We start from the raw sequence: 16,435 nt of genomic DNA, 5'->3' as shown, positions 1-16,435 counted from the left end.
GAGAGCCAAGATGAGTGAATCACGAAGCCGCCACACCGCATAGCCCCAACGATTCCGTCAGAACTGCCGTTGCTCTAGAACACCAGCTTAAGCCTGAAAACGGAGTATTGCTCCCTTCCTCTCAATTCTGGATCTCGATCTGGAGAGATCATGCCAAACCGTCTCTGCAAAAGGGCCGCATCATGCGGCCCTTCTACTATTCCTTATCAGGTTCCGGCGAGTGTCAGCCGCCTGCCAACAGCCTCCAGGATCATCCGGTGAGCCCGCTCGACTATGTCGTCCAGCGAACGTGTCTTCACGAACATGCTTGATGCCCGTGCGGCGATCTCTTCCCGTGTCGGCAAGTGAGGAAGATGTACATGTGTCAGCACTTCATGGGCTCTGTGCTGCGCAGCTGCCAGCTTAGCCTGGACATCAGCAAGACTCGGCGTGGTCTCCAGTGCATGCACCAGTCTGGCCGAGATGCTCTCGATGTTGAAGGTGGCGACGAGGTCGCCTGCAGCCCGGTCGATCACCCTCGAGCCGAGCTTCTGCTCGTTTTTTAGCACCGCCTCGGTCGGGCTCTTGAGATCCCACACAATCCCGATCCAGGAAAGCGCCTTGATGATGTAGAAGGTCGGGTCGATCTCCCACCAACGGAAGCCTTGGCGCACGCTGGCCTGATAGGCATGATGGTTGTTGTGCCAGCCCTCGCCCATGGTGAAGAAGGCCAGCAGCCAGTTGTTGCGCGAGTCATCGCCTGTCACATAGCGCTTCGAACCGTGCACATGGGCAAGCGAGTTGATGCAGAAGGTGGCGTGATAGACCGCCACCGTGCTCCAGAAGAACCCAACCACAAGGCCCGACCAGCCCCCGATCAGGAAGGTGATCAGGGCCAGCACAGCGGCTGGTGCGAGTTCGTATTTATGCAGCCACATCACCTCTGGGTAGGTGGTGAAGTCGCCCACCTTCACCAGATCGGCCGTGTCGTGCTTGCGCGCGAAGATCCAGCCTAGATGGGCAAAGAGAAACCCGCTCTGACGGGGTGAGTGCGCGTCGTGCTCGGTGTCCGAGAACAGGTGGTGGTGCCGATGCTTGGCCGCCCACCAGAGCACACTCTTCTGAGCCGAGCTTTGAGCCAGGCAGGCAAGGACGAACTGGAACACGCGGCTCGTGGCGTAGGAGCGGTGCGAGAAGTAGCGGTGATAGCCGGCCGTGATCCCGAACATCCGCAACCAATAGAGTGCCACACCGAGGGTGACGGCCTCCCAGGTCACGCCGGTCCAGATTGCTGCGAAGCACGCCACGTGAACGAGGACAAAGGGGATAGCCTGCGGATAGACGATATCATCATGATCAGGTTGATCCTGATGCGGCGACGGCTGGGAGGAGATTGGAAAACTCATTCTGGACCCGGGTGTTGCTGTTGTTCTTGGGCGCGATGCCGGCGCAGCCTGCGAAGGAAATGTTTATCTATAAACTATGGAGGAGGATAGGCGGGTTCGGTGCGACGTAAGTGTCGCCTGTCGGTTTCGTCAGGGCCTTATCACACCAAGGCAACTAAGATCGCGATTAGCCGTCGGGTTCAGGGTTCAGCCTTGCAGGCCGGGTCACGCCATCTTGCGTCTCCGTAGAACCAGCAGCTCCGCATCCAGGTCGAGCTGACCAGCCTTGATCATGCGCACGATGGACCGGAAATAGCCCCCAGCGTTTCGGATCCTGTTTCGACCGCTCGACACGTCATCATCATAGAGCTGCAGGACATAAATCACCGCAGTCGCAGCTTGGATTGCGCCGATCTCCTCGACAGCCTCATCCCAGGCGCTTGGGTGAGCCCCGAGAGATGCTCTTAGGAAGCGGCCTGCCGCGACGAGGTCAACAGCATCTCTGATCGGTTGTGAGTAATTTGAAACTACCGGGCAGGCTTCGACGACCAAGGCCGGAACCAGCGGCTGAGCGGGTAAAGTGGTTTGAACAGCGGGTTGAGCAACAACCTGGATGCCCTTGTCACAAGTCTCACTCGGAGATCCTTTCTCTGCTTCTATTTGTCGGCATTCCGTGCCGCCACAGCCCGCCTGGTAGAAAGCTTCTTCCACGTGTTTTCGTATTTCTTTCCACGCTTCGAGCAGTCCCTCCGGAAGGGCAGTTCCAGAGCGTTTGGGAGTACGAGCTTTTAGCATCGCAAGGCGATCCTCGATTGGGGAGCGATCGACGGCAGGATGGTACTGGGCGAGCGCGCTCAACGCTTCCTCGGCCGCACGACGGCAGATGGTGATCTCATCAAACGAACGCTTCAGACACTGCTTGAGGCGTTTTTGCTCGGCGACGATTGCCGTCCACTCACCATTACGGGCGTAGAGCGGTGTCAAATCGAACCCGAAGGCATCGACGATGGTTCCGGTGGCATCCCGTACGGCATAGCGTTTGCCATTCGGAGAGTCCTTCGGGATCACCAACTGGCACTCGATCAGGGCACGGACGGCATTACGCACAGCGCGCTCTGACAAGCCAGTTGTCGACATCAGGCGCTGATTGGAGGGCCAGACGAGCAGTCGATCCATCTCCTGCTCGCCCCAGCACGCCACCAGCTGGCTCAACACCAGACGTTGCGGCGCACTCAGCCCGAGTGCCTTCTCTGCCTCCCGCGCAGAGGCCGAGAGTTCCTTTCGTGTGACGGTGCGCCCAGGTTCGAGCACAAACTTCCTCGCGGCCAGAGCAGCATGTCTCAGCCGCCGACCTCCAGACGATGCAAGCTGCATCGTGTCCCTCCAATGTGAGGGCAAAGCGAGAGCGCTCACCGAAACCGATGTTGTTGACACGCAGCTTGTCGGGATGGCATAAGGATTGTCGCCAAACAGATCCGTCGCCGTCCCTCGGTGACTCCAAAGGCCCTCGAAGTTTCCAGCTTCGTGGGCCTTTTGCTTTGCCTAGCCTCAGTTCACTTTTGTCGTCTCCTGCTCGAAGAGCGTTGCGGGACCATGGGCGATTGCATGCCGGTGAGTTCCGGTGCGCCGTGCGAGGGTATCGAACCCCCACCGGCGATCTCACATGCCAAGCACATCGGCCTCCCGGAATCCTGTTCAGCGACAGGTTTCTCGGAAGCGCTGACGACCACGGCACTCAGCGTACCGACGGTGCAAACTCCATTGTCTCGTAGCGCCGTCAGAGATGTCCGATTCGGTGTTGCACGTGGAGTCGATCCGTAAGAATTGGTTAAGACTGACCACAGATTTGTTGAAAAGACAGAAGTCGAGCGATTCGTCAGGGTAGAACCCACGAGTCAAGGCAAAGCTGATATTGACTGCCTCGCAGCCGTTTGATTCGGATGGCATGCAGCTTTTACTAAAGCCGCCTCAGAGTTATCTGCGGGAAATCGAGTATAACCGCTAGTATATCTCAGATAATGATGTAGCCAACGTTCGTTAGCGCGTCCCAATCTGAACTTATCCGTGTCGTGGTGGCTGGATGGCCCGATAGCAATTCAGCTCCAGGGATTGTGGTCCGTGCGTTCTCATTCATTGTGCTTCTGCTGACGCCCGCTCGTCTGCAATTCGCTATGTTGCGGATCTTACCTTCCACTCATGGGCTATTAGAGCATCGTGCGGAACCGGAGGTCCGCGTCAGCGACCCGAAGGGCCACGCCAGTGAAAAGTGGACCCGGTTATTCGCTAGCGCGGCCCTTCGGGTCGTTTTCAACAATGCGATGCTCTAGAAACGGTTTGCCCGGTAAGGATAAGGATCGATCGTTGGTTTCCTGCTTGCGACCAAGTCAGAGACCAGCAGGCCTGTTGTCGAGCCACCAATCAGCCCTGTCTGGCCGTGACCGAAAGCAAGCAGAACGTTCCCGTGCAAAGGCGAAGGTCCGATAACCGGCAGTGAATCGGGTGTTGCTGGGCGATGCCCCATCCAAACGGAGATCGGCTCGCCGGTTATGCCAGGGAAATAGCGCTTCGCAATCTTCCCGAGTGCGGCGGCACGCCGCTCGTTCATCGGCGCGTCGAGACCAGCGATCTCCGCCGTTCCCGCAATCCGAAGGCCATGCTCCATCGGCGTCATCATGATCTTTGCGGCCAGCGGATAGAGCGGGCGGCTTGGAGCCGGCGTCGGCATGGGCAGCATCACATGATAGCCGCGCAAGCTCTCAAGTGGGATCCTGAGGCCGAGCCGCCCGGCCAAGCGTTGAGACCATGCGCCGGCTGCGACAACCACCATATCGCACGGAATGCGGCCGGCATCCGTCACGAGGGCACGGACCTGTCCGGCATCCTGCTCGAAATCCCTGACCGATGCCCGGACGAAGCGTCCCCCGTTCCGAGCGACGTCTTCGGCAATGGTCGCCACAAGGCGATGCGGATTGCTGCAATGACCGGAATCGGGAAGGTAGATCGCCTTCGCGAATCGAGGCCCCAGGGAAGGCTCCAGTTCACGGATCTCGTCGGGTCCCAAAATCTCCGAACGAATCCCGAGCGAAGCCCTGAGCTCTCGGCCGAGAGCATCCTTGGCGAAGGCTGCATCGCTTTCATAGAGATAGAGCTGACCGGAGACATGAAGCAGGTTTCCGGCATCAACACCCAGAAGCGTCCGGTAATGCTTGAAGCTGTCGGCGTGGAGCAAACGGAGCGCCTTTGCGATGCCGTCGATGCGCGGCCGTGCCCCCGCCGCAATGAATTTCACGAGCCAAGGCAGGGCGCGAGGCAGATAGCGCCAGTCGATCCACAACGGACTGTCGGGATCGGTGATCCACGACACGGCCTGTCGCACGATGCCCGGCGTCGACAGGGGCACCACGGAGCCGGGGCCGATGCTTCCGGCATTGCCGAAGGAGCATCCCTCCCCCGGTGGCAACGGATCGTAAATCGTAACCGAGTGCCCGTCTCGCTGGAGGAAGGCAGCACACGAGATCCCGATGACGCCTGCTCCGACAATGGCGATGTTGGCCAAGGCCCCCTCCCTCAAAGTGGCAGATGTAGTCCCCGGCCGGTTCGTCCGGCCTCGGCGATGACCTCGGCCGCGATGGCGAGATCGCCGAGAGCGAAGCCCGGGAAAAGGAACATGGCGCGCTGCTTCTCATCCGTGCGGCTGGCAGCAGTCCCGGCCACGAGGGATGCCAGATCCGCATCGAAGGGACCCGGGTAGCGGAGCTTGGCCCGGTTGGCCGGATCGGCCGCCTGAGCATGATCGTCGGTGGCCAGGACATCGAAAGTGCGCAGCGCCTCGCCGCGCCAGGGACGGCCGAGATCGACCGCGGCGACGAAGCACCCGGGCCTCGGGAGCGAAGCGTCAAGAAACGGCTCGAGTCCGGGTTGCGCCGGAACCGTCGTGACGACCACGTCGCAGGCGAGTGCCTCGCCCGGATGATCCGCCACCTCGGCATCAAGGCCGGATTCCCGCGCGAATGCCGCGAGTTTTTCCGCGGACGAGCGGCGACGTGAGTTGCATACGACTTTGCTAAGCCCAGGCAGCACATCCCGGAGGCTGGCGAGATGCCCGCAGGCTTGGGCGCCACATCCGATGAAGCCTATGGTGGAACTGTCGGCACGAGCAAGATAGGAAGCTGCCAGGGCCGACATGGCAGCCGTGCGCAGCACCGTGAGGCTGGTTCCGTCGAGAACCGCCACCGGAACTCCGGTCGTGAAATCGCTCACCACGATCAGGCCGTTGACGTTCGGCAGCCCGCGCTCGTTGTTGCCCGCGGCAACCCCAACCCATTTCGTCGTCGCGAATGGCGGATCGGGCATGGCAGCGCAGAGGGATTGAAAAAAGTGCCCCGGACCTACGGGCACGGTGAGCTTCGGTTGAACGTGGGTCCTCCCCTCGGCATGCAGCCGGAAGGCATGCGCAAGCGCCTCTCGCGCGGCCCGAGGCTTTATGTCGAGTGCGGCAATGTCCTCGCTCGAAAGATAAAGCAGTTTCCTCATTGCCTTCACCCTGCTCGACTGCCGGGAGCGGCCGGTGCATCGAATTCATGCGCCAGCTTGTCCGAGACCTGAACCGCATTCCTGAAGCGATTGATGGAGAAAGGAGCAATCGGAGTGTCGGTTATGCCATCCACGATGAGGTCGGCAAGCACCGCACCGACTCCAGGCCCCACCTGGAAACCATGCCCGCAGAACCCGAAGGCATGAAACAGACCGGGAGTCGTTTCGCTCTCGCCGATGACCGGCAACATGTCGGGCAGATAGCCCTCTATGCCTGACCAGACGCGAATGACCTGCGCCCATTTCAGGAACGGAGCAATCCTCACGAGATTGCGCATGCCGCTGAGGGTCTTGATCGGCGGCACGGGAGCTCGGTTGAGCACCGGATCTGCCGCGGTCCGCGGATAGCCCGCGAAAATGACGTTGCCGCGCGGAATCTGTCGAAAGATGACGGAACCGTCCACCGCCTGCACGGAGGGCACGACTTGATAGGGAATAGGCTCGGTCACGAATTGCGGAGGCCCGGCTGCGAACATGGGCGCCGTCTCGCCGAAGGCTTCGGCAATGGCCAGGGCCCAGGCACCAGCAGAGTTCACCACTGCGGTGCAGTCCACCACGAGCCCAGTATCCGTTTCCACAGTGAAGCCGATGCGGTTCCGACGCACCTCCGTCACGCGCGTATGCTCGACGATCTCGGCGCCGAGGCGCTGCGCGGCCCTTGCCACGGCCACCGACACGAGACGAGGATTGGCCGTGGCGTCTCGTGCCGAATAGGTTGCCGCCTGAAGCCCCTCCCCCAGCCATGGCCAACGGCGGCGAAGTTCATCGCGGCCGATCCGCTCGATCACGAGTCCATGCCCCTCGGCGACCCGTGCATGCTGCTCCAGCTTCTCCTGCTCGGCCTCGTTCATCGCAACGTAGAGGTGGCCGGTTCGCTCGAACTCGCAACGGTCGCCAATCAGTTCTTCGATTTCCTCCCAGATCGCCTGCGACCTGAGAGAAAGCGGATATTGTCCCGGATAGCGTCCCTGCAGACGCAGGTTGCCGAAATTCACCCCGCTCGACTGGGCCCCGACAACGCCTTTCTCGATCAGGATCACATCCCATCCGCGCTTGGCCAGGAAGAAGGCTGTCCAGGTGCCGATGAGCCCGCCTCCGACGATGGCAACCTGTGCCGTCTTCGTCGTCATGGCTCCAGCTCCAAAGCCGCATGAAGAGGAATGGGCTTCACCGGCGCCTGTATGCGCAAACGACCAGCTTCCGCGATTGGTGCGTCGCAAGCTCCCGCCACGATCTCCTGGAGGACCGGACCGCAGAAACGCCCCTGGCATCGTCCCATGCCGCAGCGCGTGATAGCCTTGACGCGATTGACCTCCCGCGGGCCGAGCGGGGCCTGAACGGCAGCGCGGATTTCGCCCACTGTCACCGCCTCGCATCGGCAGGCGATGGTTTCGTCGGGAAGTGCGGCCGCCTGCGCGACCGGCCATGCGAAAGCCCGGGCCAGCCCCCTCTGGAATCGCCGCAGGCGTTCGACCTGCCGCCGCAGGCGCACCAGCTCGGTCTCCGGCTGCGGCCTGCCCATATCCGTGAGCAGCGCGTGAGCGGCGAGCGCACCGCTGGCTTCTGCGGCGTCCGCTCCGCCGATCGCTGCCCCATCGCCGGCCAGGTAGAGGTCGGCCCCGGCCCGTCCGTCGGCATCCGTCTCGGGCAACCAGAGCCGGAAGACCGGATCGAACCAGAAGCGAGCCCCGGCCAGCTCGGCCAATTGCGTCTCCGGCTTGAGGCCATGGCCATACGCGACGGCATCACAGGAAATGACTCGTTCGCGGCCCCGATGATCCTTGATCCGAACGCCCTCGACATGGTCCTTGCCGTCGATCCCGAGCGGCGTCGCGCCATCCATGACAGGAATACCTGCCACGTGGAGTGCCGTGCGGTACATGATCCCCCGTGCCAGCGTTCGCGGGCTCGCCGCGAGGTCGCGTATGGCCGCCCGTTTTGCGGAGGACGGAGTCGTATCCACGACGGCCGCAATCGATGCACCGGACCTGTGGTATTGCAGCGCCGCCAGGAACAGCAGCGGCGAGCTGCCGAGGAAGACGACGCGGCTGCCGATCAGGCATCCCTGATCCTTGAGGATCACCTGTGCGCCGCCCAAGGTGAAGACGCCGGGCAATGTCCATCCCGGCAGAGGCATGATGCGATCCGTCGCGCCGGTTGCGAGGATAAGCGCATCGTAGGGGATCGTACCCGCCACACCATCGGACAGCGTGTGGAGCATCTTCTCATGAATGCCCCAGACGAGGGTGCCGGGTCGATAATCGATCCGCTCTCGGAGGGAAGCGAACAGTGAATGCAGGCGCTGGTATTTCCCTGCCTCCGAGCCCATCAGGGCGTTGATATCGAGGGCAAGGCTCTTGGCCGGCGTGCGGTAGCCCTGGCCTCCCACCCGGCTTGTCTCGTTCACGAGAACCGGCCTCAGGCCTGCCTCGACCAGGATGGATGCTGCCCGTATACCGGCCGGGCCGCCGCCGACGATCACCACATCAGGCATCGGCGTCAGCCTTCTGGGGATTGGTCCATATGACCATACCATCAGCCGCGAGGGTCGTGCATGCCCGCACGCGCTCGCCGCCTTCGAGCGAGACCCAGCAATCCTGGCAGGCTCCCATGAGGCAGAAGCCGGCGCGGGGTTCGCCACCGAATTCGAGATGCCGCACAACTCTTCCGTTCAGCAGGAGCACCGCAAGCAGGCTATCGCCCTCGACAGCCTCGACCGCGTTTCCGTCAATCGTAAGACGCAGCATTGTGCCGTGACGGGGGACAACCCTCACGAACTGTCCCTTGTGCGCCGTCTGCTTTGCCTCATCCGGCATCCTTGACCACCACACTTTTATTGCGATGCAATAAAAGTGTGGAATGGTAAAATTGCTGGAAAACCGCTGTCAAGAAAAAGGTGCCTCAGCCGGTAGGGCAATGCGGCTCAGCTATCAGCCGGGCAGAGGTGGTCGGCTCAGGTGGACGAGACGGAATGCGCCGCAGAAATGATGTGCAGTGCAAAGCGCTCCACGACTTCCTCGCGCGAGAAGCGCGAGAGTGGAACCGCGATGTTGACTGCGCCTTCCGGACGATCGTTTGCCGCGATGACCGCTGCGGCGATGGATGCATCGCCCCGATAGAACTCATCGAAGGCGGTGGCGTATCCCTGCTCCCGCGAAACGCGCAGCTTCTTCACGAGATCGTCGAGCTTCCACGTTGTTGAGGGAGTGATCGGCTTCCGGTCGGAGCGCTCGAGGATCGCAACGGCCTCATCCTCCGGCAGACGCGACAGGATCGCCATGCCTGGAGCCGTGCAATAAGCCGGCATGCGGGAACCGATGATGACATTCGTGTTCAGCATATGCCGGCTCATGAAGCGAGAGATGAAAATGATCTCGGTATCGTCGAGCACGGTGAGGTTGATCGTCTCTTCCGTCTCCTTGGAAAGATGCATGAGATAGGGCATCGCCCGTTCCACAAGACGATTGCTGCGCAGGTAGTAGTAGCCCAGCTGGAGCGTCTTGGCCGTCAGCTCGAACCGCTTCGTCCCAGGGTCCTTGCGCAGATAGCCCAGCCGGGTCAGCGTGTGTGTGAAGCGCTGTGCCGCGCTGACATCCATCTCGGTCGCGGCGGCGATCTGGGAAAGGCTCAGGTTCGCGCTCAGCTGATCAAAGACCGAAAGCACACGGAAAGCCTTTTCGACCGACATCACCATCAGCGGATCTGTGGCACGACCGCGCTTTGCCGGTGCCTCATCTTCGATCTTCTTCATTTTGCTGATCGCCATTCTTGAATTCTCTCTCATTGAAGCGAGTTCGATAAAAATCTCGAAGGGAGTTGACAATAGCGTTAGATTGGGCGGAACATACAATAAGAGCTATTGCATTGCAATAAAATCAGCAGAAGGATCCGGGCCATGGCCGAATTTGTCTTGAGTGAGCGGCGGGGTGCAGTCGGCATCATCACCTTGAATCGTCCCCAGGTTCTCAATGCCTGGAACGTGGCCATGCGGGACGAGTTGACCGCCGCCCTGTCGGCCATGGAGGAGGATGCGGAAGTCCGCGCTATTATCCTCACCGGTGCTGGTGACCGCGCTTTTGGGGCCGGGCAGGACCTCAACGAGACCAAGACTTTCGACCCAGATCGGGCGGAGCAGTGGATCGGCGAGTGGGAGCGCCTCTACGACCGCATCCGGTCGCTCTCGAAGCCCATTATCGCGGCGTTGAACGGCGTCGCTGCCGGCTCGGCCTTTCAGGTGGCGCTCCTATGCGACCTCCGGGTCGGTCACCCTGGCGTGACCATGGGCCAGCCAGAGATCAACTCCGGAATTGCCAGCACCACGGGTCCCTGGATCATGCGCGAGATCATTGGCCTCGCCCGAACCATTGACCTGACGCTCACTGGCCGCATGATGGATGCGGATGAATGCCACCGCATCGGCGTGATCAATCGTCTGGTGCCCCAGGACAAGGTGATGAGCGAGTCCCTTGCACTTGCAGAACTCCTCGCGAGCAAACCTCCTGTCGCAATGCGTCTGGACCGCCAGCGCTTCCGTGAAATGACTGAGGAAGGCTTCCGCGACAGCCTCGCTGCCGGCATCCGCATCCAGCGCGAAGCATACGCCTCCGGAGAGCCGGCCCGGATGATGGAACAGTTTTTGGCTCGCAAGGCCGCGGCAAAGAAGGGCTGAAGCCCCGCCACAGCGTGAGGGAATGCGGGTTCACGACCTGCGAAACAGGAGGACGAACATGAGCGATACCAATCTGACGATGAACCGGAGGCACCTGCTCAAGACGGCAGGCGGCGCAGCCCTGGCCCTCGGAATGCCGGGTCTTTCCAGCCGGGCTCTGGCGGCGACGACGATCACCGTCGCCGATCCCGGCGGCCCCTTTGGCCCAGCCTTCCGGAAAGCCTTCTACGACCCGTTTGAAAAGGCGACCGGCATCAAAGTGGTCAGCGTGGCCCGTGAGGCCGAACCCACGGCACAGTTCAAGGCGATTGTCGAAACGAAGTCCTACACTTGGGATGTCTGCACGCTGACCCTTTCGGCGCGGGACATCTTGGCGAAGCAGAACCTCCTCGAACCCATCGGCTTCACTCGTGATGCAGCGCCCGGCCTGATGCCGGAGGCAATCACCGATCTTTGGATGGGCACGGACGTCTATTCCACGGTCTTCGCCTACAGGACCGACCGCTTCAAGAACGATGCGCCGAAGTCATGGGCGGACTTCTGGAACGTAGAGAAGTTCCCTGGCCGCCGCTCCCTGCGCAAGAATCCCATCGACTCCCTTGAGCAGGCCCTGCTGGCCGACGGCGTGAGCCTCGATCAGCTCTATCCGCTCGACGTCGACCGCGCATTCAAGAGCCTCGACAAGATCAAGCCGCACATTGCCGTGTGGTGGACAGGCGGCGCACAGTCGACGCAGCTCCTGCAGAGTGGCGAGGTCGATCTAATCAGCGGCTGGAACGCGCGCCTCCAGGCAGCGATCGATGGCGGCGCACCGGCGACGATCGTCTGGGAGCAGGGTCTCTATTCCATCGAGGGCTGGGCAATTCCGAAGGGATGCCCGCGTGCGGACGCCGCGAGGCAGTTCATCAAGTTCTGCTCCGCCCCTGACCGTCAGGCCGCCTTCACGGACGTTCTGGCTTACGGACCGACCAATCTCGAGGCCTACAAGAGCATCTCGCCGGAGCGGGCGAAGGTGCTGCCGACCTCGCCCGAGAATCTCAAGAAGATGCGGGTCGCCGACGAAAACTGGTGGAGCGCGAACCGCGCCGCAGTGACCGAGCGGTTCAACAGCTGGCTCTTGACCTGATGGCGAGCGCCGCCGCTTCGATCCGGAAGACGGACTTCTGAAGCGGCGGCGCGTTCCGGCGGGACTGAGCTGGAGCTCACGAACCGGGTGCGCGTGAGCTTTCGCCGATGCCCGAGGGCCCGGCCGCGGAGCCTGTGTCCCGCGGCTGCTCTTGGGCTCTACAGAGCCGGCTCTTCTTGCATTCTTCTGTTGGGCGGGTGTCGCGGATCCGCTCGATACCGCGCCCGCACACGGCTTCGAGACGAAGGAAGGAATACGCTGCGATGACGACGGTAGCGAAGCATGGCGTGACCGCGCCGAAGCTGATCATTGAAGGCTTGTCGAAGCGCTATGGCACTGTCACGGCGCTGGAGCCGACGCACCTGACCGTTCCGACGGGAGAGTTCCTCACCCTGCTCGGGCCCTCGGGGTCGGGCAAGACGACGCTGCTGCAGATGGTCTGCGGCCTCGTCGAGCCGAGTTCGGGGCGCATTCTCATCGATGGCCGCGACCAGACGCAGACGCCGGTTCACCAGCGCGACATCGGTCTTGTGTTTCAGCACTACGCACTGTTCCCTCACCTGACCGTTGCCGAGAACATCGAGTTCCCTCTGCGCATGCGCGCGCTGTCCGCCGCGGAGGTCAAGCAGCGGGTCAAGGACGCGCTGGCGATGGTGCAGCTCGACCATCTTGCGGCGCGCTTTCCACGGGAGCTTTCCGGCGGACAGCAGCAGCGTGTCGCGCTCGCCCGCTCGTTCGTCTACCAGCCGTCGATCATCCTCATGGACGAGCCGCTTGGCGCTCTCGACAAGAAGCTGCGCGAGCATATGCAGATCGAGATCAAGCAGCTGCATCGTGAAACCGGTGCAACCATCATCTACGTGACGCACGACCAGGAGGAGGCGCTCGCGCTCTCCGACCGGATCTGCCTGATGAATCATGCACGGATCGAGCAGCTCGGCTCTCCCCAGGATATCTACGCCCGTCCGGCGACGGCCTTCGCGGCCGACTTCATCGGGATCTCGAACATCTTCCGCGGGCAGGTCGACACTGCCTCGAACGGGGAGATCCGTCTTTCGACGCCGCATGGAAAATTCCGCCTGCCCGCAGGCGCCACGTGCTCCGGTGCGGAGGCCGCCATCGTGGTTCGCCCCGAGCAAATCAGCCTCGGAGGCGACAAAGGAAACACCATCGTGGGCCGTGTCACCGATGCCGTCTACGCCGGCTCCGAGACGCGCCTCATCGTTGATCTCGACGAGGGCGAAACGGTGATCGTGCGCCTGCCGCCGGGACAGACCGCTCCCGCATATGGAGAGCGCGCAACCTTGGGCTGGCATCCGGACGCAGCGGTCCTGGTGCCATGAACGCTAAAGGAATCGCAGGCATGACAGCAATCACCGCCCCCGCCCTCCCGCTGCGCCAGCGCCTATTACGTCCCAATGCGCTCTGGCTGGCAGCACCGGGGCTCGCGTTCCTGGCCGTCTTCTTCCTGTATCCGGTCGTGCGTCTTCTGGCTCTGAGCGTGCAGGATCCGGCGAGCGGCGCCCTCAGCGTCGCGAGTTATGCCCGTATCGCGAACACGGACGTGTATCTTCAGGTGCTGGGCATCACGTTCAAGATCGCCGGCAATACGGCGCTGTTCTCGGTGCTCCTCGGCTATCCTCTGGCCTATTGGCTGGCCGGACTGCGGGAAGGATTGCGGGAGCGCATGGTGCTGCTCGTGATGGTGCCGTTCTGGACAAGCTACCTCGTGAAGACCTTCGCCTGGATGGTCATACTCGGCCGTACCGGCGTGATCAACAGCATGCTTACGGGAAGCGGCATAGCCTCCCAGCCGCTTCCTCTCGCCTACAACGAGTTTGGCGTGATGGTCGGCATGGTCCATGCGATGGTCCCTCTCGCGGTGCTCACCATGCTCCCGGTCATGATCGGCATCGACCGGCGCCTGATCCAGGCAGCGCAGGCGCTGGGTGCCGCTCCGGCTCAATCCTTCTGGCTGGTCTACTTCAAGCTCTCCCTGCCCGGCGTGACGGCCGGCGGCCTGCTTGTCTTCATCTCGTCTCTGGGCTTCTTCATCGTCCCTGCTCTCCTGGGCGGACGGCGCGAGACGATGCTTGCGCAGCTCATCATCACGCAGGTGCAGGAACTCCTCAATTGGGCTTTTGCCGGGGCGCTTGCTGCCATGATGCTGGTCGCAGCCCTCATCACCTGCTGGGTCTATGACCGCCTCTTCGGCCTCTCGTCGCTCTCAGGCGAGACCTCGACGCAAGACAGCGGATCGGGACGCCTGCGTCTGCTCGGGCTCGCGATCCTGCGGATTGTCGCCAAGGCGAGCGCCGTCCTGGCCGACGCCGTCCGGCAGGTGATCGGAACTCGCGGAGCACGCCTGCTGCTGCCGCTCTACTGCACGCTTGCCCTCGTGTTTCTGGTTCTGCCGACTCTCCTCGTGATCCCCATCGGCTTCACGAGTTCGCAGTTCCTGGAATTTCCACCTCCCGGATACAGCCTGCAGTGGTTCGAGACGTACTTCTCCTCGCCCGTCTGGCTTTCCGCCACATTGCGCTCCTTCGGCGTGGCTGCCGCGACCGCAATATGTGCGACCCTCATCGGGGGACTGGCGGCACTGGCGCTGGCGCGCTCCAACACCCGCTGGGGCGGAGTTGTCTTTGCGACGTTCCTTGCTCCCTTGATCGTCCCGCGCATCATCATCGCGGTCGGCCTGTTTTATCTGTTCGCTCAGATCGGCCTCGTCGCGACGGATCTGGGTCTGGTGATCGGTCATACCGTCCTGGCCCTTCCCTTCGCCTTCGTGACCATCACGGCGATCCTGAAGAATTACGACTGGCGTCTCGATCAGGCGGCGGCGGTGCTTGGAGCCAACCGGCTCAAGACCCTGCTTCTCGTCACGGTCCCCCTCGTGAAGGGAGGATTGGTCGCGGCCTTCCTGTTCGCCTTCATCACCTCCTTCGACGAGCTCACGATTGCGATCTTCGTCAGCGGTGGGATCAAGACGACGCTTCCCAAGCAGATGTGGGACGACATGATCCTGCAGCTCAATCCGACGCTCGCTGCGGTGTCTGTCGTTGTCTTCGTGATCGTGACCGTCCTCCTTCTCCTCGCCGAACGCTTCCGCCGCACGACTTAAACTCACAATCTGAGAGATCTCGATGTCACTCGATGGTACCAGTCTCGCAAACCTTTTGCGCCTGCATGCCGAGCAGAATCCCGAGGGGGTCTTCGCCCGCTTCAACGGCGAGCCCATCACCTTCGCCATGCTTGATACGCAGTCCGCAGCTCTGGCAGCCTGGCTGCGTTCCCGCGGTTTGCGGTCGGGCGAGCATGTCGCGGTGATGATGCGCAACAGCGTGGAAACTCTTGCGGTGGTATTCGGGCTCGCCAAGGCCGGTCTGGTCTGGGTGCCGCTCAATGCCCAGCAGCGCGGCCAAGGCCTGCAGTACATCATCAACCATTCGAAGCCGACCCTCGTGATCACCGATGCCGAGCTCCTGCCGACGATTGCCGAATGCGGCGCAGAGCATCCCCGGCACGGTTTTCTCGTTCATGGGAAAGACGAGGATCATCCACGTTTGGCCGATGTCCTGAGCACCGGAACCCCCTTCGCGGAACCGGCACCCACCATGGATGCGCCCTTCGCCATCATGTACACCTCCGGCACGACCGGCCAGCCGAAAGGCGTGATCGTCTCCAACCATATGATGCGGCTGGCGGGAGAGGCGGTCGGCCTCGTCGCGGCCGCCCGGGCAGGCGACGTGATGTTCGTATGGGAGCCGCTTTACCATATCGGCGGGGCTCAGCTCCTTGGCCTGCCGATGACCCACGGCGTGGTCCTTGCGATGGTGGATCGCTTCAGCGCGAGCCGCTTCTGGAGCCAAGTGCGGGAATACCGCGCAACGCACATCCATTATCTCGGCGGCATCCTGCAGATCCTTCTCAAGCAGCCTCCGTCGCCGATGGACCGTGACCATGGTGTGCGGATCGCCTGGGGCGGAGGCTGCCCGGGCGAAATCTGGGAGGCGTTCCAGGACCGGTTCGGAGTGCAGATCCGGGAATGCTACGGCATGACCGAGGCTTCCAGCATCACCACCTTCAACGACAAGGGGATCGTCGGTTCCGTCGGCAATCCAGTGCCGTGGTTCACGGTGGAACTCCTCGATGCCGACGGCAATCCAGTGCCTCAGGGCGAGCGGGGAGAAATCGTGGTGCGCACCTCGAAGCCGGGTGCAATCTTTCCAGGCTATTTCGACAATCCGGCCGCGAGCGAGAAGGCCCTTCGAAACGGTGCCCTGCACACAGGGGATCTCGGCTCCTACGACCCGGAAGGCAACCTGATCTTTCACGGCCGCATGACCGACAGCGTCCGCTGCCGCGGCGAGAACGTCTCTGCCTGGGAAGTCGAACGCGTGGCCGCCGATCATCCGTCCGTCGAGGATTGCGCCATGATCGGAGTCGCGGCGGATGTCGGCGAGCAGGACATCAAGCTCTTCATCAAACCGAAGGCCGGGACCAACGTGGAACCTGCAGAGATTTCCGCCTGGCTTTCTACTCGCCTCGCCACTTACCAAAACCCCCGCTACATCGCCGTCGTCGACGAGTTCGAGCGCACGCCGAGCCAGCGCATCATGAAGCACAAGCTGTCCAAGCGTCTCGACGATTGCTGGGATAGGCTCGCTCAAGGGACCTGAG

At 62.1% G+C, this 16,435-nt stretch carries 13 protein-coding genes; 5 read left to right on the top strand and 8 right to left on the bottom strand.

Annotation, left to right across the window (positions count from 1 at the left end):
- Window positions 1-206: 206 nt before the first annotated feature.
- The 8 genes from DC522_RS08580 to DC522_RS08540 form a co-directional block, all read right to left on the bottom strand.
- Window positions 207-1,385, bottom strand: coding sequence for an acyl-CoA desaturase (locus tag DC522_RS08580; RefSeq protein WP_116528281.1), 1,179 nt, complete (start codon window positions 1,383-1,385; stop codon window positions 207-209).
- 204 nt (window positions 1,386-1,589) lie between these two features.
- Window positions 1,590-2,738 (bottom strand): plasmid replication protein RepC, encoded by a 1,149-nt coding sequence (repC, locus tag DC522_RS08575; protein ID WP_116528280.1) that lies wholly within the window; start codon window positions 2,736-2,738, stop codon window positions 1,590-1,592.
- Between the two features lie 949 nt (window positions 2,739-3,687).
- Window positions 3,688-4,920, bottom strand: coding sequence for an FAD-binding oxidoreductase (locus tag DC522_RS08565; protein WP_165820096.1), 1,233 nt, complete (start codon window positions 4,918-4,920; stop codon window positions 3,688-3,690).
- Between the two features lie 11 nt (window positions 4,921-4,931).
- Window positions 4,932-5,897: an ornithine cyclodeaminase family protein gene (locus DC522_RS08560; RefSeq protein ID WP_116528277.1), complete on the bottom strand. Its 966-nt coding sequence runs from the start codon at window positions 5,895-5,897 to the stop codon at window positions 4,932-4,934.
- Window positions 5,898-5,902: 5 nt separating this feature from the next.
- Entirely contained in the window at window positions 5,903-7,087 is a 1,185-nt protein-coding gene (locus tag DC522_RS08555) for an FAD-binding oxidoreductase (protein WP_116528276.1), read from the bottom strand.
- Complete coding sequence (locus tag DC522_RS08550) at window positions 7,084-8,451, bottom strand: NAD(P)/FAD-dependent oxidoreductase (protein ID WP_116528275.1); 1,368 nt, start codon at window positions 8,449-8,451, stop codon at window positions 7,084-7,086. Before DC522_RS08550 ends, DC522_RS08555 begins: the two co-directional genes overlap by 4 nt.
- Window positions 8,444-8,773 (bottom strand): (2Fe-2S)-binding protein, encoded by a 330-nt coding sequence (locus tag DC522_RS08545; protein WP_116528274.1) that lies wholly within the window; start codon window positions 8,771-8,773, stop codon window positions 8,444-8,446. Before DC522_RS08545 ends, DC522_RS08550 begins: the two co-directional genes overlap by 8 nt.
- Before the next feature lie 137 nt (window positions 8,774-8,910).
- Window positions 8,911-9,723, bottom strand: a complete 813-nt coding sequence (locus DC522_RS08540) for an IclR family transcriptional regulator (protein WP_245444053.1) — start codon at window positions 9,721-9,723, stop codon at window positions 8,911-8,913.
- Window positions 9,724-9,852: 129 nt separating this feature from the next.
- Here DC522_RS08540 and DC522_RS08535 point away from each other — a divergent pair, with 129 nt between their 5' ends.
- The 5 genes from DC522_RS08535 to DC522_RS08515 all read left to right on the top strand — a co-directional run bounded on the left by DC522_RS08535 (window position 9,853) and on the right by DC522_RS08515 (window position 16,434).
- The gene (locus DC522_RS08535; RefSeq protein ID WP_116528273.1) at window positions 9,853-10,626 is read left to right on the top strand and encodes an enoyl-CoA hydratase/isomerase family protein; all 774 of its coding nucleotides are present in this window, start codon (window positions 9,853-9,855) and stop codon (window positions 10,624-10,626) included.
- Between the two features lie 58 nt (window positions 10,627-10,684).
- Window positions 10,685-11,752, top strand: a complete 1,068-nt coding sequence (locus DC522_RS08530) for an ABC transporter substrate-binding protein (RefSeq protein WP_116528272.1) — start codon at window positions 10,685-10,687, stop codon at window positions 11,750-11,752.
- Between the two features lie 263 nt (window positions 11,753-12,015).
- Window positions 12,016-13,095: an ABC transporter ATP-binding protein gene (locus DC522_RS08525; protein WP_116528271.1), complete on the top strand. Its 1,080-nt coding sequence runs from the start codon at window positions 12,016-12,018 to the stop codon at window positions 13,093-13,095.
- A 20-nt stretch (window positions 13,096-13,115) separates the two neighbouring features.
- Complete coding sequence (locus DC522_RS08520) at window positions 13,116-14,876, top strand: ABC transporter permease subunit (protein ID WP_116528270.1); 1,761 nt, start codon at window positions 13,116-13,118, stop codon at window positions 14,874-14,876.
- A gap of 22 nt (window positions 14,877-14,898) precedes the next feature.
- Entirely contained in the window at window positions 14,899-16,434 is a 1,536-nt protein-coding gene (locus DC522_RS08515) for an AMP-binding protein (protein ID WP_116528269.1), read from the top strand.
- Window position 16,435 lies beyond the last annotated feature (1 nt).

The sequence above is a fragment of the Microvirga sp. KLBC 81 genome, from assembly GCF_003075415.1.
Classification (GTDB): domain Bacteria; phylum Pseudomonadota; class Alphaproteobacteria; order Rhizobiales; family Beijerinckiaceae; genus Microvirga.
The sequence above is the reverse complement of the archived record's forward strand: the minus strand, read 5'-3'. Positions and strand labels throughout refer to the sequence as shown.

Bases quoted from the DNA above. Each gene is read 5' to 3' on its own strand.
- DC522_RS08580 (WP_116528281.1), bottom strand. From the start codon at position 1,385: ATGAGTTTTCCAATCTCCTCCCAGCCGTCGCCGCATCAGGATCAACCT.
- repC (WP_116528280.1), bottom strand. From the start codon at position 2,738: ATGCAGCTTGCATCGTCTGGAGGTCGGCGGCTGAGACATGCTGCTCTG.
- DC522_RS08560 (WP_116528277.1), bottom strand. From the start codon at position 5,897: ATGAGGAAACTGCTTTATCTTTCGAGCGAGGACATTGCCGCACTCGAC.
- DC522_RS08555 (WP_116528276.1), bottom strand. From the start codon at position 7,087: ATGACGACGAAGACGGCACAGGTTGCCATCGTCGGAGGCGGGCTCATC.
- DC522_RS08550 (WP_116528275.1), bottom strand. From the start codon at position 8,451: ATGCCTGATGTGGTGATCGTCGGCGGCGGCCCGGCCGGTATACGGGCA.
- DC522_RS08545 (WP_116528274.1), bottom strand. From the start codon at position 8,773: ATGCCGGATGAGGCAAAGCAGACGGCGCACAAGGGACAGTTCGTGAGG.
- DC522_RS08540 (WP_245444053.1), bottom strand. From the start codon at position 9,723: ATGGCGATCAGCAAAATGAAGAAGATCGAAGATGAGGCACCGGCAAAG.
- DC522_RS08535 (WP_116528273.1), top strand. From the start codon at position 9,853: ATGGCCGAATTTGTCTTGAGTGAGCGGCGGGGTGCAGTCGGCATCATC.
- DC522_RS08530 (WP_116528272.1), top strand. From the start codon at position 10,685: ATGAGCGATACCAATCTGACGATGAACCGGAGGCACCTGCTCAAGACG.
- DC522_RS08525 (WP_116528271.1), top strand. From the start codon at position 12,016: ATGACGACGGTAGCGAAGCATGGCGTGACCGCGCCGAAGCTGATCATT.
- DC522_RS08520 (WP_116528270.1), top strand. From the start codon at position 13,116: ATGACAGCAATCACCGCCCCCGCCCTCCCGCTGCGCCAGCGCCTATTA.
- DC522_RS08515 (WP_116528269.1), top strand. From the start codon at position 14,899: ATGTCACTCGATGGTACCAGTCTCGCAAACCTTTTGCGCCTGCATGCC.